This window comes from Lachnoanaerobaculum sanguinis (assembly GCF_033242365.1).
GTDB lineage: Bacteria > Bacillota > Clostridia > Lachnospirales > Lachnospiraceae > Lachnoanaerobaculum > Lachnoanaerobaculum sanguinis.
In genome coordinates this window covers 28109-51352 of sequence record NZ_BTHK01000009.1, presented here as the reverse complement: position 1 = coordinate 51352, position 23244 = coordinate 28109, and the positions used below count along the sequence as shown (strand labels likewise).

General features: G+C 37.1%; 17 protein-coding genes and 1 pseudogene. 2 read left to right on the top strand and 16 right to left on the bottom strand.

Translation table 11 applies throughout. From position 1 onward, the window contains the following. The first annotated feature begins 47 nt into the window (after positions 1-47). The gene (gene lacZ / locus SBH76_RS07505) at positions 48-3203 is read left to right on the top strand and encodes a beta-galactosidase, LacZ type (protein WP_317977358.1); all 3156 of its coding nucleotides are present in this window, start codon (positions 48-50) and stop codon (positions 3201-3203) included. A 109-nt stretch (positions 3204-3312) separates the two neighbouring features. Here the strand turns inward: lacZ and SBH76_RS07500 are convergent, their stop codons facing one another. The 9 genes and pseudogenes from SBH76_RS07500 to SBH76_RS07460 all read right to left on the bottom strand — a co-directional run bounded on the left by SBH76_RS07500 (position 3313) and on the right by SBH76_RS07460 (position 15611). Beyond that, positions 3313-4284 (bottom strand): cell wall-binding protein, encoded by a 972-nt coding sequence (locus tag SBH76_RS07500; protein ID WP_317977398.1) that lies wholly within the window; start codon positions 4282-4284, stop codon positions 3313-3315. Positions 4285-4469: 185 nt separating this feature from the next. Then, positions 4470-6026 (bottom strand): ribonuclease Y, encoded by a 1557-nt coding sequence (gene rny / locus SBH76_RS07495; RefSeq protein ID WP_317977357.1) that lies wholly within the window; start codon positions 6024-6026, stop codon positions 4470-4472. 112 nt (positions 6027-6138) lie between these two features. After that, a pseudogene (locus tag SBH76_RS07490) lies at positions 6139-6444 on the bottom strand (Rpn family recombination-promoting nuclease/putative transposase); the annotation flags it as partial. Between the two features lie 181 nt (positions 6445-6625). Beyond that, positions 6626-9295, bottom strand: a complete 2670-nt coding sequence (locus SBH76_RS07485; protein WP_317977356.1) for a calcium-translocating P-type ATPase, PMCA-type — start codon at positions 9293-9295, stop codon at positions 6626-6628. 120 nt (positions 9296-9415) lie between these two features. Beyond that, complete coding sequence (locus SBH76_RS07480; RefSeq protein WP_317977355.1) at positions 9416-10027, bottom strand: TerD family protein; 612 nt, start codon at positions 10025-10027, stop codon at positions 9416-9418. A gap of 28 nt (positions 10028-10055) precedes the next feature. Beyond that, positions 10056-10637 (bottom strand): TerD family protein, encoded by a 582-nt coding sequence (locus tag SBH76_RS07475; protein WP_290648796.1) that lies wholly within the window; start codon positions 10635-10637, stop codon positions 10056-10058. Between the two features lie 14 nt (positions 10638-10651). After that, positions 10652-11791, bottom strand: a complete 1140-nt coding sequence (locus tag SBH76_RS07470) for a toxic anion resistance protein (RefSeq protein WP_009662242.1) — start codon at positions 11789-11791, stop codon at positions 10652-10654. Between the two features lie 54 nt (positions 11792-11845). Further along, entirely contained in the window at positions 11846-14098 is a 2253-nt protein-coding gene (locus tag SBH76_RS07465; RefSeq protein WP_317977354.1) for a YceG family protein, read from the bottom strand. A 31-nt stretch (positions 14099-14129) separates the two neighbouring features. After that, positions 14130-15611, bottom strand: a complete 1482-nt coding sequence (locus tag SBH76_RS07460; RefSeq protein ID WP_317977353.1) for a S1C family serine protease — start codon at positions 15609-15611, stop codon at positions 14130-14132. Positions 15612-15723: 112 nt separating this feature from the next. Between SBH76_RS07460 and SBH76_RS07455 the strand changes: the two genes are divergently transcribed. After that, positions 15724-16683, top strand: coding sequence for an HpcH/HpaI aldolase/citrate lyase family protein (locus SBH76_RS07455; protein WP_317977352.1), 960 nt, complete (start codon positions 15724-15726; stop codon positions 16681-16683). 32 nt (positions 16684-16715) lie between these two features. On the opposite strand, the gene SBH76_RS07450 is transcribed toward SBH76_RS07455, so the two are convergent. The 7 genes from SBH76_RS07450 to SBH76_RS07420 all read right to left on the bottom strand — a co-directional run bounded on the left by SBH76_RS07450 (position 16716) and on the right by SBH76_RS07420 (position 23209). Beyond that, complete coding sequence (locus SBH76_RS07450; protein ID WP_317977351.1) at positions 16716-17762, bottom strand: cysteine protease StiP family protein; 1047 nt, start codon at positions 17760-17762, stop codon at positions 16716-16718. Next, the gene (locus tag SBH76_RS07445; protein WP_317977350.1) at positions 17752-18858 is read right to left on the bottom strand and encodes a phosphoribosyltransferase domain-containing protein; all 1107 of its coding nucleotides are present in this window, start codon (positions 18856-18858) and stop codon (positions 17752-17754) included. The genes SBH76_RS07450 and SBH76_RS07445 overlap by 11 nt, the downstream gene beginning before the upstream one ends. A gap of 66 nt (positions 18859-18924) precedes the next feature. After that, positions 18925-19707: a GNAT family N-acetyltransferase gene (locus SBH76_RS07440; protein ID WP_317977349.1), complete on the bottom strand. Its 783-nt coding sequence runs from the start codon at positions 19705-19707 to the stop codon at positions 18925-18927. 172 nt (positions 19708-19879) lie between these two features. Continuing rightward, positions 19880-20653, bottom strand: a complete 774-nt coding sequence (locus SBH76_RS07435) for a C40 family peptidase (protein WP_009662281.1) — start codon at positions 20651-20653, stop codon at positions 19880-19882. Between the two features lie 442 nt (positions 20654-21095). Continuing rightward, positions 21096-21596, bottom strand: coding sequence for an HAAS signaling domain-containing protein (locus SBH76_RS07430; RefSeq protein WP_317977348.1), 501 nt, complete (start codon positions 21594-21596; stop codon positions 21096-21098). A gap of 13 nt (positions 21597-21609) precedes the next feature. Continuing rightward, on the bottom strand, positions 21610-21984 hold the full coding sequence (locus SBH76_RS07425) for a M48 metallopeptidase family protein (protein WP_290648778.1): 375 nt from the start codon (positions 21982-21984) through the stop codon (positions 21610-21612). Then, positions 21974-23209 carry a DUF1015 domain-containing protein gene (locus tag SBH76_RS07420; protein WP_317977347.1) on the bottom strand — a complete coding sequence of 412 codons (1236 nt, stop codon included), beginning with the start codon at positions 23207-23209 and terminating at the stop codon, positions 21974-21976. Before SBH76_RS07420 ends, SBH76_RS07425 begins: the two co-directional genes overlap by 11 nt. Positions 23210-23244: the final 35 nt, after the last annotated feature.

The window sequence follows — 23244 nt, the reverse complement described above, 5'->3', positions numbered from 1 at the left end:
GATTTCATACCTTTTATTGATAAAATATAATTTTAAGAGAGGTAAAAATGAATAAAGATATTTTAAAAAACCTTTTAGAACCCACTGTTTTTGAGGAAAACAGACTTCCGGCACATTCAGATCATAAGGTATTTGCAAATAGGAATGAACTTATACGGGGCGAGTCTTCTTTATACTATGATTTGAAAGGTATATGGAAATTTGATTACTCCATCAATCCCGATTCCACTCCTGACGGATTTGAACTTTTAAGCTTTGACTGCAGAAACTGGGAGGATATCCGAGTTCCTGCACATATACAAATGGAAGGCTATGACAGACCTCACTATGCCAATGTTGCATACCCATGGGACGGTAGACAGGAGCTTAAATCAGGTCAGTCTCCTGTGGACTTTAATCCTGTTGCAAGCTATGTAAAATACTTTACATTACCTGAAAGTTTCACAGGCAAGGATATTGTTTTAAGAATGGAAGGTGTTGAGAGTGCGGCCGCCGTATGGTTAAACGGACACTATATAGGCTACTGTGAGGACAGTTTTACTCCTTCCGAGTTTGATTTAAGTAAATATATAGTTAAGGGTGAGAACAAACTTGCAATACAGGTTGCAAAATGGTGTTCAGGCAGCTGGCTTGAGGATCAGGATTTCTTCAGATTCTCAGGAATTTTTAGAGATATCTGTCTATATGCAAGGCCGAAATGCCATTTACAGGATATAGGTGTAAATCAGATATTTGAAAATAATAATCTTGATAAAGTCAAACTTAATATATCATTGACTCTAAGCCAAAGTGCCAAAGTCAAACTCAGATTATATGACGCTTTTGATATGACTTTAAAGTCAAACGAGTTTAAGTGCTTCTTTGATGAAACTGTTGTGGCAGAGCTTGATAAGGATCAGGTTTCCGGTGAAAATAACGTTTTCCTTGAGATAAATAATCCGAAGCTTTGGAGTGCCGAAATTCCTAATCTTTATACTCTGTATATTGAAATATATGACGGTGATAATTTACTTGAAGTAACCTCTGTGAAAATCGGTATTAGATTATTTGAAAAAAATTCAGCTAATATAATGACTGTTAACGGTAAAAGAATTGTGTTTGCCGGTGTGGACAGACATGATTTCAGCTCCAAATCAGGTCGTGCAATAAGCTATGCGGAAGTTAAAAAAGATATAGTTACAATGAAGGAAAACAATATCAATGCTATAAGAACAAGCCATTATCCAAACTGCTCCGCACTATATGAGCTCTGTGATATCTACGGCATCTATCTTATGGATGAATGTAATCTTGAGTCTCACGGCAGCTGGGACGGTCTTCTTAGCGGTGTTTCAGACTATAATATGGTGGTTCCGGGCGATAAAAAAGAGTGGATGCCTCTACTTCTTGACAGAGCAAACTCCATGTATATGAGGGACAGAAATCACTCTTCAATTCTTATCTGGTCATGTGGAAATGAGAGTTATGGCGGTAGCGATATATATGAGATGAGCGAGTTCTTCAGGAAAAAAGATTCAAGCAGACTTGTCCACTATGAGGGAGTTTTTAATGACCGTCGCTATAATGATACCTCAGATATCGAAAGCAGAATGTATGCCAAGGTAGCTGATGTAAAGGAATTTTTGAAAACTCACAGAGATAAACCTTTTATTGAATGTGAATATACTCATGCGATGGGCAACTCATGTGGAGGTATGCAGCTTTATACCGAGCTTGCATGGGAAGAGGAGCTTTTCCAAGGTGGATTTATCTGGGACTACATCGATCAAAGCATTACCGGTAAGGATCCTTTCGGCAATGACACTCAGTACTACGGAGGAGATTTTGATGACTCTCCTACCGACTATAACTTCAGCGGAAACGGTATAGTGTACGGAGGCGACAGGGATATATCTCCTAAAATTCAGGCGGTAAGATATAATTACAGACCTGTTGATTTAAAGATAGATTTTGACAAAGACTTATTATATGTACATAACAGAAATCTTTTCAGAGATTTGAATGACTATAAATTTGTTATTTATATAAAGAAATTCGGAAAGACTTTATATGAAAACAGTTTTTCTTTGAAAGGTGAAGGATTGTCAAAGACTGAGCATTCTCTAAATATAAAAGAAAAAGCCGGAAAGCTTTTTGATATATATGGTGATGAGCTAGTTATAGGTGTTAAGGCCGTTTTTAATATTGAAACCTTATATAACCTTGGCGAAGTTTCATTTACAGAAGTTGTTTTAAGAGAAGGTAATAAGGCATATGATGCTCTTTTCTCAAAATTTGATAATACCGTTATTTGCGATACTCCTCTCTGTGAAAATAAACCCTATAAACTCACAATGGGAGTTATGAACTTCGGAATAAAGGGGGATAATTTTGAGGCTCTGTTCTCTCAGAATTTCGGCGGACTTGTTTCTTACAGATATGCAGGAAAAGAGTTGCTTAAAGCTATACCAAGACCTAATTTCTGGAGACCGCCTACAGACAATGATTTCGGCAACAATATGCCTTTCAGGTATTCCAAATGGAAAACCGCTTCACTGTATGCCACTACAAAAGTTCCACGTGAAGACAGTACTTACTGGCCTGCATTCAGACCTGTTATAAAGGAATATGATACTTATGTATCTGTTACTTATAAATATGCCCTGCCTGCTTGTGCCGATGAGCTCACTGTGGAATATGAAGTTTATGGTGACGGCAGTATAAAGATAAACATGGACTATAAGAGTGAAACAGGTCACTATGATTTACCTGAGTTCGGTACAATGTTTAAGTTAAAGCCAGAATATGAAAATATTTCATGGTATGGTGCAGGTCCTATGGAAACTTACTCAGACAGATTACCGGGTGCAAAGATTGACCTTTTTGAAGGTAAGGTAGCAAATCAGCTTGCTAAATATCTCTCACCACAGGAGAGCGGCAATAAATCTCATGTAAGATTTGCAAAGCTTACCGATAAGAAGGGACGCGGCCTTATAGTTGCAGGAAATTGTATTAATGTTTCAGCTCTTGCCTATACTCCGAGTGAGATTGAAGAGGCAAGACATGATTTTGAATTACCGCCTGTTACAAAGACTGTACTTCGTGTAAATCTTGCACAGATTGGTATTGGAGGTGATGATACCTGGGGCGCACCTACTCTTGAAGATTACCTGATAAAGGGTGAAGGCAATTTGAAATTCAGCTTTGTTATAAAGGGAATATAAATATTTCAAGGAGATTTGCCGATATTAAAGTAAATTCACATTAACTTAAAAAGAAACTCTAAACTGTCTTACAGTTCGGAGTTTCTTTTTCTATACAATATATTATTTATTATCTTGCAACATATACGCCTGACTCATTTACAAAGTATCCGTCAGGTGTTGTGGTATTTGAAAGCATGTTTCCTCTGTTAAGATCCATATAGTACCAGTTGCCGCCGATATTCTGCCAGCCTACAAGCATATATCCGTCAGCATTGAAATAGTACCATTCACCGCCTATCTGCTTCCATGATGAAGTTACATATGTACCGTCAGAGAATGCATACCACCAACCTGTAGCATTTCTCTGCCATGTGCCTTGAAGTGTTGTAGCATTCTTACTCTCATTGTAATTGTTTGCAGCCTCAGCCTGACTTATTGTTACCGTGCTTGATGATACCCATGCACTGTTCTTTGTACCGTCACTGTTTACAGCTCTAACCTTCAATGTGTATGTACCCGACTTTGTCATAAGTGACTTAAAGTTTGCACTGTTTGTAGTAAAACTCTGCACTCCACCGACTGTGGATGTGTTGTCTCTTATAAGCTTCACCTGATAACCTGAAGCTCCCTGAGATATACTCCATGCAGCCTGACCGTTATTACTTAAATTTACCGTTTCTATAGGTGATACCTGATTTATCAACGCCGGTAACTGAATATCTACGTATAAATCATTTGAGCTGTTCTCTCTTCTTGCTTCTATAAGCTCTCCACCTGTTATTTTAAAATCTTCAGCCTTATACACACTGAAGTAATAATTGTCGTCTGCAGCCAAATGCACTGTAATCTTAGGAGTATCTGTAATCTCCCATGTAGTACCCATATCCATAAAATCAACGCCGTCAATACTGTAGCTGCTGCCTGATACATTTACCGTAATATCATTTATATCTCTTTCTTTACCTACTGTAATAGCATCCGATTTTATATTTATCTTTACAGATTTGATTCCCGATGCTGCAAATGCAGTCATAGATGCCGCCAAACTTATTATTCCGCTTATTGCCGCTACGGCAAATTTTCTTCCAAAATTTCTCATATATTTCCTTTCACTCATATCTATATGTTTATATATTATTCTCTTCATACTATTAAATACTATATTAGAGTTTCAGTCAATTACTATTATATGATATTTTCTTTAAAATCCTTACCAAAAGGTTACAATCAAAATTTGTAATTTTACACTAAAAAAGGCGACAGCTACCCGCTATCGCCCTATTATTATCTTGCAACATCTGCCACTCTTGATTCTCTGATTACATTTACTTTTATTTGACCCGGATATTGCATATCTTCTTCTATCCTCTTTGAGATGTTTCTGGCTAAAATAACCATATCGTCATCACTTACTTTCTCAGGCAATACCATGATTCTTACCTCACGGCCTGCTTGGATAGCAAATGACTTCTCAACTCCGTCAAATGATGTAGTGATTTCCTCAAGCTGACTCAGTCTGTTAGTATATGTCTCCAGTGTTTCTCTTCTTGCACCCGGTCTTGCTGCGGAAATAGTATCTGCCGCCTGTACCAAACATGCAATAAGTGAATCCGGATCAACATCTCCATGATGTGATTCTACAGAATTGATTACAACCGGATGTTCCTTGTACTTCTTACAAAGCTCCACACCAATCTGTACATGTGAACCCTCCACCTCATGGTCGATGGCTTTTCCAATATCATGTAGTAAACCGGCTCTCTTCGCCAATCTGATATCCACTCCAACTTCTGCTGCCAAAAGTCCTGACAATTGTGCCACTTCAATAGAATGTTTTAAAGCATTCTGACCATAACTGGTCCTAAATTTCATTCTTCCAAGTAATTTTATGAGCTCAGGATGTATACCGTGCACACCTACTTCGAGTGCCGCATTCTCGCCTTCCTCTCTCATAATACCGTCAACTTCTTTCTTTGCCCTATCCACCATCTCTTCAATTCTTGCAGGGTGAATACGACCGTCAACAATCAACTTCTCAAGTGCTACTCTGGCCACTTCTCTTCTTACAGGATCAAAACAGGATAAAACTACCGCCTCAGGGGTATCGTCAATGATAAGCTCTACTCCTGTAAGCTGTTCCAGTGTACGTATATTTCTACCCTCACGACCTATGATTCTACCCTTCATATCGTCGTTAGGTAAAGCCACTACTGAAACCGTCGTTTCCGCTACATGGTCTGCCGCACATCTTTGAATTGCAGTGACCACATATTCCTTAGCCTTTTTCTCGGCTTCATCCTTTGCGGCATTCTCAAGCTCTTTAATAAGCTTTGCCTTGTCATGTTTTACTTCATCTTCAACTGATTGTAACAAAAATTCCTTAGCCTGGTCACTTGTGAGTCCGGATATTTTCTCAAGCTCGGCAATTCCCTTATCATACAGGGATTCAACTTCCTTGCTCCTTGCCAATATCTTCTCCTCTCTTGCAAGAACACTCTCTTCTTTCTTTTCAAGTAGATCCTGCTTCTTGTCCAAGTTCTCTTCTTTACTAAGTACTCTTTTCTCATAGCGGGCTAACTCTGCCCTTCTTTCTTTCACCTCTCTATCAAGCTCATTTTTTGTCTTTATAGACTCTTCTTTTGCTTCCAAGAGAGCTTCACGTTTCTTTGTCTCGGCTGTTTTTAAGGCTTCCTCTATTATTTCTCTGGATTTAATCTCTGCTGATCCGATCTTATCTTCATATGACTTCTTACGATGAGCAATCGCTAAACTCCAACTTAGAGGCGCCACAACAACTATTGAGAGTATTACCGCTATTATTATACTTCCCAGTTGTGACATAAAAGCACCTCCTTATTCAATTTTCATTGTTCAAAACAACATTTTAATTTTAACAAAAAATGAACAAAAAGTAAAGTCGCTAAGGATTGTATACAGATTGTGTTTAGAAATATCACTTTATAAACTCCTCAAAATCTTTAACACTCATATTTGCTCTGACAGCAGCCTCATCAATACTTAGTATTCCGTCATTGACCAAAGATGCAAGTATGCTTATAACACCTTCCTGTCTTCCTACCGCCCTACCTTTCTCCATTCCTTTTTCCATTCCTTTTTCCATTCCTTTTTCTAATCCTCTGGCCTCTACTCTATCCAGCACTTCGCACATATTAACTTTCTCCTTCCCTTTCAATTCGTTTATAGTTTCTTCAAATCTGTTATCACCGGTCATTGCAGAAATTAATGTCAGAAGTTCTTCATTATACCAAAAATTTTTACTGTTGGATTATTCTTTGATCATTTTTGAAATTTAGAACTTTTAGAATTTAGATTGTATATAATAATCTCATTTTACCGTATATATGTCTAAAATACAATAACGGATATACTTATATTCCAATAAAAAAGGACTGTCGCAAGCGACAGCCCCATATTACTTATTAAGCATCCTTATATGTTTTCATTACAACTTTTCTGAGTATATCTACAGGTATCATTGTGAATGCAAGTATGAATATTACTATCCATCCCTGTATACTAAACGGTACACAGCTAAACATCTTTCCGATAAATTGGAAAGGTGCAAAAGGTACGGCACCTGCATTTACGATAAGCGCCTGAACTATGATGATTGCAAAGAACACTTTAAGGAAGCCTGTATTTTCATTAAGTCCCTTAAATATTCCGAAGCCTTCATCTCTTACATTAAATCCGTTAAAGAGTGCACTTGCTATAAAGAGTACAAAATATCCTGTAAGAAGTTCTTCCTCATTGCCGTCAAACAGATTTGCAAAGAACGGAACCTTAAGATATATAAAACTGAGTACTGTAAGCCAGAGTCCCATACTTAAAATTTGAACAGCCATATTTTTGCTGATGATATTCTCATCTCTTCTTCTTGGCTTTTCCATCATGTAGCTTTCTTTAGCCGGCTCATTTCCAAGCATTATTGCGCCAAGACCGTCCATTACAAGGTTTACAAAAAGAAGGTGAGTTACTTTAAGCGGCTCTTCCACTCCGAAGAACGGGGCGATAGCACTTACTATAACCGCAGTAACATTTATAACCAACTGGAACTTACAGAACTTAAGGATATTGTGATAGATAGTTCTACCATAGAGTATAGCGTCCTTTATAGATCTGAAGTTGTCATCAAGAATTACTATCTCACCTGCTTCCTTGGCAGCCTCTGTACCGTTACCCATAGCAAATCCTACATCTGCTCTCTTAAGTGCAGGTGAATCGTTTACTCCGTCTCCCGTCATACCTACAACAAGGTTCATCTCCTGGCAAAGTCTTACCATTCTTGACTTATCTGTAGGAAGAGCTCTTGCGATAACTCTGATATGAGGTATAAGTTTCTTTACTTCATCATCACTCATTTCATTGAGTTCTGCCGATGAAAGTGCTCTGTCTGAATTAGATTGTATAAGACCTGCATCTTTTGCGATAGCAATAGCTGTTTCAAGTCTGTCACCTGTAATCATTACTACCTGGATACCTGCTCCCATAACCTCGGCTATAGCATCCTTAGCCTCAGGTCTTACATCATCTCTGATACCTACCAGACCTATGATAACTATATCATCATTTATAGTATTTTCTACAAGAGCCTTCTCCGAATATCCGAATGCCAAAACTCTCATAGCTCTTGCTGCAAGCTCGTCAATCTTTCTGTCAAGAACCGCCTTATCAATTGTCTTTACTTCTCCGTTCTCATCCAAGAACTTCTTAGCCTTTGCAAGAAGTCTCTCAGGCGCACCCTTATAGAATGTCTTATCAATAGAATCTATTCTTGCCTGGCTGAATTTATTTGTTGAGTTAAATCCCTGATGTGCTCCTACTACCAGACTCTTTTCATTTTGCAATGCATCAAAAGTAGCATGTCCTATAAATTTCATCAATGCCTGATCTGTTGCATTACCACCTATTACCACACCTCTGTCATCAAACAATGACTGAGTATTCTTACCGATTGCGATATCTATAAGACCTTTTACCTTGCTGTGATTGCTAAGATCCGGTATGGAAATGGAGTTTCCGTTTGCAAGGAAGAAATCCACTACTTCAAGACTTCCCTTTGTAATAGTTCCTGTCTTATCACTGAAAAGTATATTCAGTGAGCCAGCAGTCTCGATACCTTCAGCCTTTCTTACAAGTACATTATGATCAAGCATTCTGCTGGTATTTTGCATAAGTACCAAGGATATCATTAAAGGCAATCCTTCAGGAACGGCACATACGATAATAACTATTGCAAGAGTAACAGCTCTTATAAGATCCTGCACGATTGTCTGTGCTCCAAGAGCAAAATAGTTGCCGAATCCCCCCGCTCTTACTATAAAATAAGCAAAGTAAAGTATCGCTATTACTGTAGCACCCACATATCCGAAAATTGATATCTGATTCGCAAGCTTTCCAAGCTTTACCTTAAGTGGTGAATCAGGATCGTCTTCGTTCATTTCAAGAGCCATCTTACCCATCATTGACTTAAGTCCGACTCTCTTAACTTCTAAAACACCTTCTCCGTCAAATACTACAGCACCTCTAAAGAGTGAATGAGCATCTACAAATGTATCACCTGTGATATCCTCTTTTAACTCAAATCCCTCTTTTGCTGCAGTTTTCTTGCACTCCTCGGCCTCACCGTTTAGGGCTGAGTTGTCTACTCTTAAATCTCCGTCTATTAAAATACCGTCAGCAGGTATCTTATCTCCCGATTGTAAAAGTACAAAGTCTCCTACTACCACATCATCCACATCTATAACAGTTACAAGACCGTTTCTGTAGACCTTACAAGTATCCTTCTTTGTGTTGTCCTTTAACTCACGATACTTTGTATCACTTGCCACACCTGTCTTTGCAGATACAATGGCTACTATTATTACCGCAATAATAGTTCCAAGCGGCTCATAAATTTCAGCATAGCCAAAGAAAAACATCACTATCATCAGTACTGCGATAGCAAGAAGTATCCTGATCATAGGATCATTGAATGTCTCCTTGAACTCCTGCCAAAAGGTGGTAGGTTCCGAATCAGGTATTACATTTGAGCCATGATCCTGCCTTGACTTTTCAACTTCCTTTTCAGTCAAACCGGTAAATTTCATATAATTTCCTCTTTCAAAATTTTGGGGAGACAGCAAATGCTCTCTCCCGTAATATTTATTACAAATGATATTTTATATCAAATAGATAATAATTTAAAGTATTAATTTTTATACTGCCAATTACATATATCTACTTGCCAATTCTCCAAGACCCGGATCTGTGGTTCCCTGTCCTACAGCTGAGAACTTCCACTCGCCATTATGTCTGTATACCTCACCGAAGATCATTGCAGTCATTCCTGAATAATTTTCTGTAAGATTGTACTTAAGAATCTCTTTATTGGTTGAAGCATCTACAAGTCTTATAAATGCATTTCTGATCATTCCAAATTCTTGACGTCTCTGTACCGCCTGATAAATATTTACAACAATAACTATTCTGTCATAAACTGCAGGTATATTTTCAAGATCGATAGTTATCTGCTCGTCGTCCCCGTCACCCGCACCTGTCAGGTTATCACCCATATGCATAACGGTGCCTGAAGAGTGGCGAAGGTTTCCGTAATAAATCACATCACCTTTATTTACTATCTTGCCTCCCTGTAAAAGGAAAGCTGATGCGTCACAGTCTATATTGCCTTCCTGGCTTTGACCGCTGCCAAAGAGTGATGATAAAAATCCTCCGCCTCCCTTTGGAGCCTCATCCCATCCGAGTCCGACTACTATTCTCTTTAAACCTGCATTCTCCTTTGACAGGCTTACCTTTTGTCCTTTTTGTAAACTGATAGACATATATCCTCCTAATGTCTGCGTATAGGGCTTAAGCTACCGCTATACCGTAATGATTGCAAAGTGCGGCAAGTCCGCCACCGAATCCGCTTCCAATAGCATTGAACTTCCACTCGCCCGCATGCTTGTAAAGCTCACCTACAACTACCGCTGTTTCGATAGAGAAATCCTCACCAAGGTCATATCTGATGATTTCAGCGCCGGTCACTTCATCCAAAATTCTGATATAGGCATTTGAAACCTGACCGAAGTTCTGTCTTCTTGAATCTGCATCATATATAGTAACTGTAAATGCAATCTTCTCAATATTTGCAGGCACCTTTGAAAGATCTATCTTAATCTGCTCATCATCACCGTCACCTTCTCCTGTAAGGTTATCACCCATATGAGTAACACTCTCTGACGGATGAGCCAAGTTGCCGTAGAAAATAAAATCTTTTTCTGTAGGGCATTTTCCACTTGCATCTACCATGAATGCCGCAGCATCCAAGTCAAAGTCCGCACCTGAATCAAATGCATTTACATCCCATCCAAGACCTACGATAACTTTCTTAAGTCCCGGATTTGTCTTTGTAAGATCTACTTTTTGTCCTTTAGATAAATTTATTGGCATAAAATCCTCCTTTATTATACACCGAATTTCTTATAAAATTCGTTTTTAATATTTTCAAGTTTAGCTTTATCTTCAACTCTTTGTCTTCTGGCATCGTCCTGAATTCTCTTTGTTTCTTCGATACCGTTTACAATAGTTCTCCAAGACTTCTCCAAAGTATCCACCTTTATAGAACTTCCCGAAGCCATCTGAGCTGTAAGCTTTGCCTGCTCAACAGTATTTGTGGCATTCTTTAATATCATTTCATTGGTCTTTTTATCAAGCTCAGATAATGCCTCAGCCTGTAATCTCTGACGTTTGAGCATAATAGCCTGTGCAAGACTCTGCTTGAAAATAGGCAATGTAATAATAAAAGCCGAATTTATCTTTCTTATAAGATTTATATTACTGAACTCCATAGTCTTTAACATAGGAATAGTCTGCATAGCCACATTCTCAGCCACTCTTAAGTCCTGTGTTCTTTGCTCAAGCATCATAAGTGCATTGTTGAGAGTTGTAAGCTCAAATTGCATTGACTTATCACCTGTACGCTCCATCTCGGCAGTTCTCTCTGCTATAGCACCTTCCAGTTCCTTACATCCCTGCTCACCTGCCATGATATATTTTAAAAGATCATGATAATAATTTACATTTGATTCAAACATGGTATTGAGCTTTTTATTGGTCTCTTTGATCTCACCCTCATAGCCCTTAAGCTCCACATACACCTTGTCAATCTCACCGCCCATGGTCTGATATTTTGTCATTATCTTATCCAGCTGTTTTTTTATACCGCCGAACAGCTTGTCAAAAAGACCCGGTTCCTGTTTGATCTCTTCAATATCGAATTTGCTCATGATATTGGTAAGGACACCCAACATCTTTGAAGTTTCTTCAATCTGAGCGATGTTCATACTGTTGAGTACCAAATCTGAAGATTTTGATATCTCTGTAGCAACCTCGCCACCAAATGTAACAATACTGTCAAGATTGTCAAGTTCTATCTTGCTTACAAGTGCATCAACCTCTGCCGAATCCGCCAATTCATTCTTGATTTTTGCAGACTCTACTGCAATATCAAAGGTTTGAACGGTAGGTAATGCTTCATTCTCTGCAACATCACTTGTCACCGCTTCAGCTTCTACGGTTTTTGCTTTTGAAAAATCAAGTCCCATCTTTCCTCCTATGCCCCGTTTCAAAATGTCACAAAGGCTCAATATTAGTTTTCATTAACCAAAAAGTCTTGAAAAAAACGATTTTTTCTTTTCCTTCACAGACCTCAGTCTATTGAAATCCGGTATGGCTATATCATAAAGATAATTGCCGATTATATGCTCTTCCATTATCTGATTGTTAAAGTATTTATTTACATTGTCATATCCCGTAGGTATAAAAAATACTATATCAAATCCTATCAGATTCAAAAAAGCAACAATTATGCTGTCTTCCAACGAAATAACTGTTTCCGTTGTATTTACTATTATAAGCTTTGGCGGACATTTTGTAAAATCAAAGCTTTGTATAAATCTTAAAATTTCCTTAGGTAAATCTAAAACAATTGTAATTATCTTGTATTCTGTACCGTTTTGTCCTGTTCCCGCTATAGTCTTCCTTCTTAAAAGCTCCGATAATTTATCAAGAATATACTCCTGAGTCTCAGCTCTTAAATAGTCGTATTTGTAGATTTGTGAATGCTTTATGCCCTCTCTGTCAAGTCTTCCGTTCTTAAAAAAAGACGGTACACCGGCTGCCACAGTGCAGTTTCTGTCATAAATATTTTCATTCTTATATATCAATGTCGTATCTGTCAGAAGATCTTTAATATTTTGAAAATATGTATTCGTATCCGAGTTTGCCACACCCGATATCTTGGCAAACATTACAGGGATATTTACAATATCATCGACTGTTGAAAAGTTCGGTCTAAACCTCGCCTCCTGCTTCCAGTAAATGTTAATCTCTTCATATGTAGTTGAAAGCTTTATAATATTTGCTTTCGAAAATTGCATATCTCTGTACATTCCGGTATCCGAATACATCATGGTATCCAAATCTCTTTCCGCATTATATGCCATTGTACCCATTGAAAGATTGTTTCCGTCCGTAGGATACTCATTTACTTTCAAAGTCTCTTCAAAATGTACCTCATATAATCTTTCCCCGGTAAGTTTATCTCCCTTTTTCTCCGGATTAAAGATAATTACATCTATCGGCAGTTTTGCCACCATATTTAAGAACAGACTCTCGGTATCGGTTTCCACATTTCCGAAATATATAAGTATGGGAGCAGGTGAATGAATATCGGTATTTCCAAGCAAATCCGGTATATATCTTTGGAACCAGCATAGAATATATATTCCCTTATTCATCATTTTATTGAGATCCATATTCATCAGTTTGCCGGTCTCTATCATGGTATCCACAAAGGCATCCCTTGCCACATCTATAAAAGTATTACTCTTTAGATTGATATTCTTCTTCAGATCCATGATAAGCTGATTTTCATTGGCATAATTGCCCCTTTTTATTTTTGAAATCTCGTCCACACTCGGATTTGTTATTTTATTGTTTATCACCTTTATGCTTCTGTTTGCTTTTTTCAAATCCTGATACAGCAAATACAGATTGTTTACATAGGTGTTTCTATTGTCACAACCGTTTATTCTTGCAAACATATTGTAGAAAAAGCTTGTATTCTCACCTCTTCTCGTATTCTTTAAATCCTCAAATAGATCCCCGCTAAGCCATGTATTTGTATTGGCTTTTGCATTTGCTTTATTGCTGTACAAAAGTCTTTTACTTTTGTCTTCCTCATGCTGCTTTAAAAGCCACTGCAGATCAAACCCTGCCGGGAAGCTCTCGCTTCCCATACCCAAATCTATTGAGTATTCGGATTTCGGATCTATTGTCATATACTTTGAATCACCACCCGGTTGAACCAGAATAATATCCGCACCGGCATTAGAAAGTATTTTTAAGGTAGACAGCTCTGAAAAATTTACATTTCCCCAAAATATAATCTTAGGTACATCATCGTTTCCGAGTCTTTCCATAATATTATAAAAATTATAGTAGAGCCAGCACATTATCCTTATAAAATTATTCTTTAAGATATCTATATTTTTACCCTGACGCCTTAAAACTTCCAAGGTATCATAGATTCCGTCGGCTATCGATGCCCTCTGATAATCTTTTATTCTCGGCAACCATTTCTTTAAAGCCTCCGCCATAAATCCCGGACCGTGAACATATTTATCTCCGATTATTTCATTAAAATATGCTATATTGTCCGCAGTGGGATTTTCTATATTTTTATCTATGATTGCCCCTTCTCTCTTGGCCAAATCATAGTATTTTCTGATAAATTCAAGTATTGTTTCATCATAGGAATTTATTCTGTAAAAATATACTCCCTTCGGTTTTCTTTCATTTTGCCTTTTAAAAAAGTCTTCAAGCCCTTTTATCTTCTGATGCAATAACATGCATTCATCCCCTTTCAAGTCAAAACTTTTCTTATCTTATAAAGCTCTTTGTAAAATTATATACTGCATCATACGGTACAGCCAGATTTATATTTTGCCCCTCGCTGAAACCTGAAGTGCTTATGCCGATTACCTCTCCGTACATGTTTAGTACCGCTCCACCTGATGACCCCGGCGATGTAGGTGCGCTGAACTGTATCATATCCACATTATCTATATTTCTAAAGCCTGATATAATACCGTCGGAAACCGAATTAAAAAGACCCAGAGGGCTTCCTATTGCCACTACCTTTTGCCCTCTTACAAGACTTTCTTTTCCGCTATACAGCCTCAACGGATTTAACACTCTTGAAATTCTTATTATTGCCAAGTCCAGATGATTATGATATTTTATAACCTCATTTGTCTCATATATTCTCTCATCATCTTCTATTCTTACCTCAAAATAATATCCGCCTCTTATAACATGATTATTGGTAAGTATAAAACCGTCTCTTCCGATCATTATACCCGAGCCTGTACCAAGAAGCTTCTTACGGTTGTCAAATACAGCTATCATTACAATTGATGTTGACAGTCTTGCAAGCTCCACATAGCTTAACTCTCTATCTCTGCTCACATTTACCGCAGGTATCTGAGCGCTCCCCGAAGACCTTGTACCTGTATTCGGTTGATTGTTAACCGGTGCGACTGCAGGTGAAACACTAACCGCTTTAGTTTTAGAATCTCTGTCTTTTCTTCTGGTGGATTCCAGACTTATGGTAACCGTTTTTCTCTCGCCTCCGGTATTTACCGGTGCTGCATTCATTCCGTTTGCTCCGGTATCGGCAGGCTGTTGAATCTGATGATTTTGTGCAGGTTCATCCGGTTCATATATCATCTTGCCGTCATAAAAATCACCAAGTTTTTTTGTGTAATAATATTCATCCGGTACAGAGATATCTTTTGAGTACTGCAGCAAACATACATCCATACCGAGTAAATTAAGAAAAATAAAAAAATAGATTTCCGATTCCTTTTGTATATTCTCCGCTACTACCTTTATATTCTTATCTCCGTTTATTTTGATATCTGAAAAATTATTTTCAAGCCAATATAAGAGCTTTACCATTATATTCTTTTCTATTGTATCCGAAATATTCTTCTTGTACTTTTGCAGGAGTTTTTGCATTTCCTTTACCGCTTCTATAAGCTCATCTTCGCTTATATTATTTTGTCTTACTAAAGCCGTATCAAAATGACATGTGGATATAAAAGCTTCATAAGCCCTTTTTTGCTCCATACAATCACTCTTTATATCCGGCGAGTCAAGATATTTATAGTATATCCTTCCCTGCTTCATCTCAGATCTCAAATATTTTCTTAATTCATTTATTTCCTTATTTGTATTTGCATTTGCACCTGTAAACTTTACCATGTAGGTGTTTCTTATTTCACCTGCTCTGTTACCCCTTACTCTTCCAAACTCTGTAATACTGTTTATATTTATAGGATTCAATCTGTATTTTGGCATACTTGCTCCATTAAAATCTGTCTTTCTTTTATTATATATTATATGGTATAATTATATCAATATTAGCGAAAAATATAAGCCTATATTCAATATTTTTTGACAGGGGTTAGTCATGAAAGATTCCAGTATTTACTATAGCGTGGGCGCACTGCTTTATACCGATGCAAATAACACGGGTATTATAGACGATATAATGTTTGAAAGATTTAATATTCCATTTTCTTTAGCTTTTTCATTTGACATGGCAAGTAATGATGCCGAAGCGGATAAAGCTGAGAATTTACTTATAAAGACCTTGGATAAACTGTTTGTTTCAAAAAAAGAGAGAGAATTCTATATACCCAAACTGTTTATAAAAGTGCTTTCCACCTCACATATAGCCCATTTATATAAAAAATTCGGCAGCTTACTGGATATGATTACCGGCTTTATTTTACCCGATTTTTCCGTATCAAATGCCGATATATATATTTATGAAATGCAAAGAATAAATTCGGTTCTTTCCACTCCTGTTTATATATTACCTGAGCTTGATTGCGTATCACTTCTTGACCTTCGAAACAGATATAATTATCTGTATGCAATTAAAGAAAAACTTGCCACCTATGAGGACTATGTTTTAAATATTCTGGTTGCGGCAGGCAGTATACTCAATATACTCTGCGTCAGGCACAGAGTTGATGAAAGCATATATCAAAGCAGTCCGGTTGCAGGACTTCTGTCCGACATTATTTCGGCTCTTTCAAGTGATTATATAATATCGGCACCTGCCTATGAATACTATGCCGGTATCGGCTGGCAGGAAGGTTTAGGAAAGGAAATTGAACTGGATAAATTAAACGGTTTTGTCGGTAAAACGGTTGTGCATCCGAAACAGATACTTGTGGTAAACGATGCCTATAAAGTTCCCAGTATTGACTATGATGATGCTTTAAGTGTACTTGATGACAAGAAAATGTATCGTTCCTGTCCCAATGTTAACAATACCAGAATAAATGAGCCGAAGATTCATTACAGTTGGGCAATGGAAGTTATCTTACTTGCGCAGTACTTCGGTGTAAAAAAATATTAAAAATGTGTGAGTCTTTCCAACTCACACATTTTTTAAATGTCCTTCATTTTCTTTATTATTCCCATACATTTATAATTATTTAAGCATGTATATTCTATTTCACTTTCTCTTTCACCGGCAAGCTTTATTATATGTCTAAGTTCTTTATCATCTTTATATCTTTCATCTATAAGTATCTTCCACGGAACTCTTCTAAGAAGCACTCTGGTAGTCTCACCTATCCCAGGTTTTATAAGATTTATATCCTTTATACCGTATTTTTCCGCCTGCTTTTTTACTTCAATAATTCCTCTTGCTCCTCTGATACTCTCATCCCTTGCATCCTTTTTAAAGAGCTTTTCTATATTGTCAATGAAATGATAGCTCAAATCATTGTCTTCATATTCCTTGTAGTATATAGCACCGTGGAAGTCATCTTTACCGATTATATCATCTCTTAAAAATGTTCTGCTTACCAGTCCGCATACCGTAGCATTTAGTGCGGAGCTTGGAATAAATATATCATCATAAGTACCTGCCAACTCAGTTTCACCTGCAGGATCCGATACCACTGCCAGTTCCTCAGATACCCCTTCATAATTTTCACAGGCTGTTTTCAGTTCTTTAAGTATTGCGCCCTTACCTATCCAACCGTCAACAAACAGGATATCTTTGGCCTTGTGACGCGCAAGTATATGCTTCATAGCATTGTCATCAATGCCTCTGTCTCTTATTATGGAAACCGAATAATGTGCCACATCGGTTTCATACTTCCATTTTATATATCTTTTAAGCAGCACTCCTATCGGGGTACCGGCTCTTGCCAGAGAGACTAAAACTACATCTTTACCTCTTTTTTCTATTACTTTATCTGCCAAAGATGCAAGAGCATCCGCCATTTTCTGTCCGAAAACCTTGAATGAATCAAAATATATTTTCATATATTCCTCGGTGGGTATATATTCTATCGGCAGCATTTCACTGTAATGCATTCCTGATTGTATAAGCTTTTCCCTCTCCAAGCTTGGCAAGGGCTCTACAAGTCCTGTAACATCCTTTAAGAGAAAAATGACATCGCTTTCTTTGTAACTACTCTTCATTATCCCACCTGATCAAATATATATTTTTATTTCCTGAAATTCTGATTGCCTCCAGGATATCAGCCTCTCCCTCCGTTTCTTTTCCGTCTGTAACAAGAAAGAATACATCCGATTCTTTCAAATCGTATATATAGGTCTGTCTGTTTTTATCGTATATACTTCTGACCTCATATCTGGTATGAAGAGGGTAATCTTCTAACTTTGACACCTCAATTGGGCTTCTTGTGGATGAGTGCACATATACATCTGCATCTGAAAAAGTGTCTATATACTCTGCCAGTTTTATCGGGACATAAATAAATTCTTCAGTTCCAAGTACGGTGACACTCTTTTTATCTTTCAGCAAATTCTTTAGGTCAATCTTTTCTTTTAAAAACTCTCCAAGCCTGTCAGTCTCTGCATCCAGATCCTTTATATTTAAAAGTCCTCTGGTCCTGATATCCGTCTTGAAATTTATTATTTTTACATCATCATTCCTTGGTGTAGAGTTGATTGTGTACACATCACCATTGGTCAAAGTATCAACCACTTCATCTTCAAAGCCTTCTTTGTCTATATCTCTTATATAAACTATATCCACATTCTTTTCTTTAAAGAATTTTCTTCTTTCCTCTGACAATGTGTTTGTAAGAGGTGCTATGGCATATTTTTTTCCACCATTAAATATGCTCTCTATCTCCTCTATACAATGCCATATAGTATTTCCTGTGGTGATCTCATCTTCAACAAATACTATTCTGTCTACCTGACCATATATCTTTTCCATATCCGCAAGTACCAGTCTTTGCTCCATAGCATGACTGTGTGCCTCTGTAAAATGTATATACTCATTTTGAGCGCATATATTTTCTCTGGTTGTCTGCATGAAAAAGGCTCCCGCACTGCTTGCAAGAGAGGCACCTATCGCTATTGCGGTCTCTGCAAATCCGATTACAAGTGAGTTCTTTAAAATTTCACTTGATAAATTCGCAAGAGTATCATACTCATTTTTCACATCCCCGATCAATGCAATCTTATGTTTTCCCTGATTTGCATTAATTATCAAATAGCCTCTCTTATTATTATTAAGACGTTTTGCAAGGCTTATCTTGTCCATACTACCACCTTTTGACATCAATATAGGGATGACTTTCGCCACCCCTATATTCTATAGTTTTTTTACTTAAATTTCATCCTCTGTGTTATAAATTTGGTATACCTGATATTCTTTTATAAATTCAAATCCAAGTCTTGAAGCCAACTCTACAGAGTGCTGATTTCTAACATCTATATAGGGATTTATCTTTTCATCGTCCAGATAAAGCGATACATTTGATGCTGCTGTCAGAGCAAGATTTCTTCTCCTATACTCAGGATTTGTAGCAAATACAAGCTCCATAAATTCTTTACCGTATGATCTTCCCATGCAGCCGCTTACCGCGACTCCATCCTTATAAACCATATATCCTATCGCATCTTTAGCAAATTCATCTCTGTTATCAAAGCATGCGGCGAAATCTTCGCTCCACATATCCTTTAACAAGGCATCATAATCATCCGGTCTGACATTATCAATATTCAAACCTTCCTCAAGCGCTCCGTTTAACTCTTCCAACAGTGCTCTGTTCTCAACACCTTTAAAAGCCAAAAGATATCTTGAGAAATTTCTATATCTGCAATCTATATTTTCTACAAGCCAGTCTATCCATGACTCTGAAGTGGGAATTATATAAGCCCCGTCTCCATGCCTTGCAATAGTTCCCCACAAAGAAACCGCTCTGTCCTTCTTTGGAGTAACTCCTACTATATACATATAGTGATATACCTTTATAACACAGTATGAAGCTGTGCCTGTGGCCGGTATCCATACTTTTCCGCATTTGCCGGCAAGTGCAAGCCTGACCAATATATCATCTGTGGCCAATTCCGACAGACCTTCCCTCTCATTTAAACCAAGTTCAATCATAACCTTTCCTCGCCTACTCTTTCTTTTTATCTTTCATAAGCATAGTTTAACACAAAGAATTGGTTAATACTACAATAACATTAGTAAAAATATGAATCTCTTTCTTAAATTTAGACGAAAAAAGCTACCCAAAGCCTTTTACAATGGATAGCCGATTCTTATTATACAAACATTATCCTATAACATTAGCCATACGAATTACAGGTCTGTAGTTATAGTTTGAAATAATTATTCCTGTTCTTGATGATGAAGCATGTACCACCTTACCGTCTCCGATATACATAGCAACATGACTTACAGATCTGCCTGAACCGTAGAAAAGAAGGTCGCCCGGCTGAAGCTGGTCTGCGCTTGCAACTGTAGTACCTCTTGTTGACTGCTCTGAAGATGTTCTTGGAAGTGAAACACCGGCAGCGTTTGCAAGAATATATTTTACAAATCCTGAGCAATCTGCACCTATATAAGGATTTGTTCCTCCGTAGATATATCTACCGCCTACAAAAGTCTTTGCAAAGTTTGCGATTTCTTCTCTCTTATTTGAAGCTGTAGCCTGAACTATGCTCTTTGTTGCTGAAGCGGCAGCCTCTTCCGCTGAATCCATCTCATCTATAGAAGTATCTCCATCCTTTATAGAAATATATCCCTCTACATCATTGTATGAAACTTTTGCGTATCCGCCACCCATATCCTCAAGTATCTGGAATACGTCACCCTTATTTGCCTTACCGATTGTATCGTTTGATGTCATGCTCTTATATATATCAAGTGTATTTGCCTGTACTGTAACTATATATGTACCGCTTTTAAGAGCCGGTCCTCTCAACACTTCCTCATGAAAGTTTGCAACTTTTCTGACTGATGTTGTTGCAAAAGATGTAACAGGTGAAATTGTGCTGATAGTCAATGCTGATAATATTCCAATTATAATTCTTTTTGTGTTCTTCATTTTCGGCTCCTTAAATCTCTTCTATGCTAAACCCGGTCCGTCCGGCATTTAAATCTTTAATAATTACAAACGATTTATGTTTGTTAAGTAAATGTTACGAAACTTAGTATAAACTCACTAAGAGAATATGTCAAGCTTTTTATTCAAGCTTTAATATCTTTTTCCTATACCTTTTTATAATGGCAAAAAGGTTATAAATACCATGTAAATATCGTATTTATAACCTTTATTTGTTAATCTCTTACAAGTTTTATCCTATAAAAGTCCATTTTGAAGTTTTTTAAATCTCTCAAAGTTGTTAAGAAGTAATTATTCACTTGAAATAAATATTTATATTTTTTGTTTTTTTCTGCTATAACAAAGATAATGCAGATTTTGTAAAGTGACTTTTACGTTTTGATTTTATTTCAAAAGTTAATTTTTGTAATACTTTTGTAACAATTCAAAATTTATAATTCCCTTTTCCGAAAATCCCCTTTATTATAGCCACCAAAAGCAGTACTCCTATCACAGGTAGCAATACCGGTGCCAAAAATGAAAATACCGCAGCAACCACAGCTACAATCACTACTAAAACCGCTATCGCAATAATTATAGGTATTATCAGGCTGTTACCTGAAAAGTTATATGTTTTAAAGCTGTTATCTTTTCTGTCACTATAGTTTTCATTCTCTTCATAACTTCCGTTTTTTTCGACTGTATTTTCATACGTCTCATTATCAATGCCTACAAATACATCGTCATATCTCGCGGCAACCTTTATAGAATTGGCAATAAGTCTGGGTTCTCCCAGTTCTTCCATTATTTCACCTATGCTTCTTCCCTTTGAAAGCTCATCATCAATATATGACGAATAAAATCTTATATTTTCCGTTATAAGAGATTGTGAACCTGTGGAAGCCAGAGCTTTCATAAGTCCGTCCAAAAATTCCTCTTTTGTCATATCTTACTCCATATCAAATATATCTTTTCAGTTCTTCTCTTCTTTTCTTGTAATCAGGTATCTGCTTTTCCACCTCACTCCAAAAAGCTTTGGAATGATTCATATGTTTTAGATGTGCAAGTTCATGTACAAATACATAATCTATCAATGCCTCAGGTAAAAAGAATAACCTAAAATTAAAATTAAGATTCTTCTTTGAGGAACAGCTCCCCCATATAGTCTTTACATTTTTTATCCTAACCATATTAAAATGAACATTCATCTGTTTTGCAAAATCATTCAACTTCTCTTTAAATATTTTATTTCCGTCAGAATGCATCCAAAGCCTTACCATATCCTCATATTTGTCAGTCTGCAAAATAATATGATAATTTTCATCAAATTTCATGTATAAAAATTCCGCTTCTAAGCTTAGGCTCAAACCATGTGGATTTCGGAGGCATAAGCTTATTTTCATCAGCTACAGCAAACAATTCTTCCATTGATGTAGGATACATCAAAAAGGCAACCTTGCCTCTGTCATTATCTATCTCGGACTTTAAATATCCTACTCCTCTTATTCCGCCTGCAAATTTTATTCTTTCGTCCGTTCTCGGGTCTTTTATTCCGAATATGGGTTCAAGTACCAAATCCTGCAATATTGACACATCAAGGCTCTTTATAACATCACCCGATACCGAATCAAGTACTTTTTTCTTTGCACTTAAAATATAGAATTTGTCCTTAACAAGCATTCCGAACTCACCTCTGTCGCCTATCTCTTCAAGTACGGGACTCTCTGTTATATCAAAATTTTCGGCTATAAGGCTTATAACTTCTTCCACACTTTTTTTGTTAAGATCAATTACTATTCTGTTATAAGGCAAAATATGCAGCTGTCTCTCATCAAATATTACAGACAGGAAATAATTGTACTCCGCATTCGGATTGTTTTCATTTTGCCTTCTCTTTAGAGCCACTTTTACGGCGGAAGCGGCTCTGTGATGTCCGTCAGCTATATAAAGAGACTCTATATTTTCAAAGCATTCTCTTATCTGCTCATTATAAGCTTTATCCACCTTCCATACTCTATGGCCTATTCCGTCATCCGATACAAAATCATATATAGGGACATCCGAAATATTATCTGAGATTATTTTTTTCAAATCGTCATTTTTCTTATATGCCAAAAATATCGGTCCGGTCTGCGCATTTACAGTGTCCACATGTTTTATCCTGTCGATTTCTTTTTCTTCTCTGGTATTCTCATGTTTCTTTATAATATCGTTTAAATAATCATCTACACTCGCAAGTCCCACTATACCTGTTTGGCTTCTGCCGTTCATAGTCAACTCATAAAGATAATAACCGTCTTCATTGTCCTTCTCATATATGCCCTTGTTTTTAAATTCTTCATAGAGATTTTTTGCCTTTTCATAAGCTTCCTTTGAATACATGTCAAAGCTGTCGTCAAAAGCCGTCTCAGGTCTGTCAATATTTAAAAATGCATAAGGCTTACCTGATACCGCAGCCTTTGCTTCTTTTCTGTCATATACATCATATGGCAAAGATGCCACCTGCTCTGCAAGTTCCTTAACCGGTCTGACACATTTGAAAGATTTTACTACTGCCATCTTACCCTCCATTTTGCTTGATTAGATAATTCTAT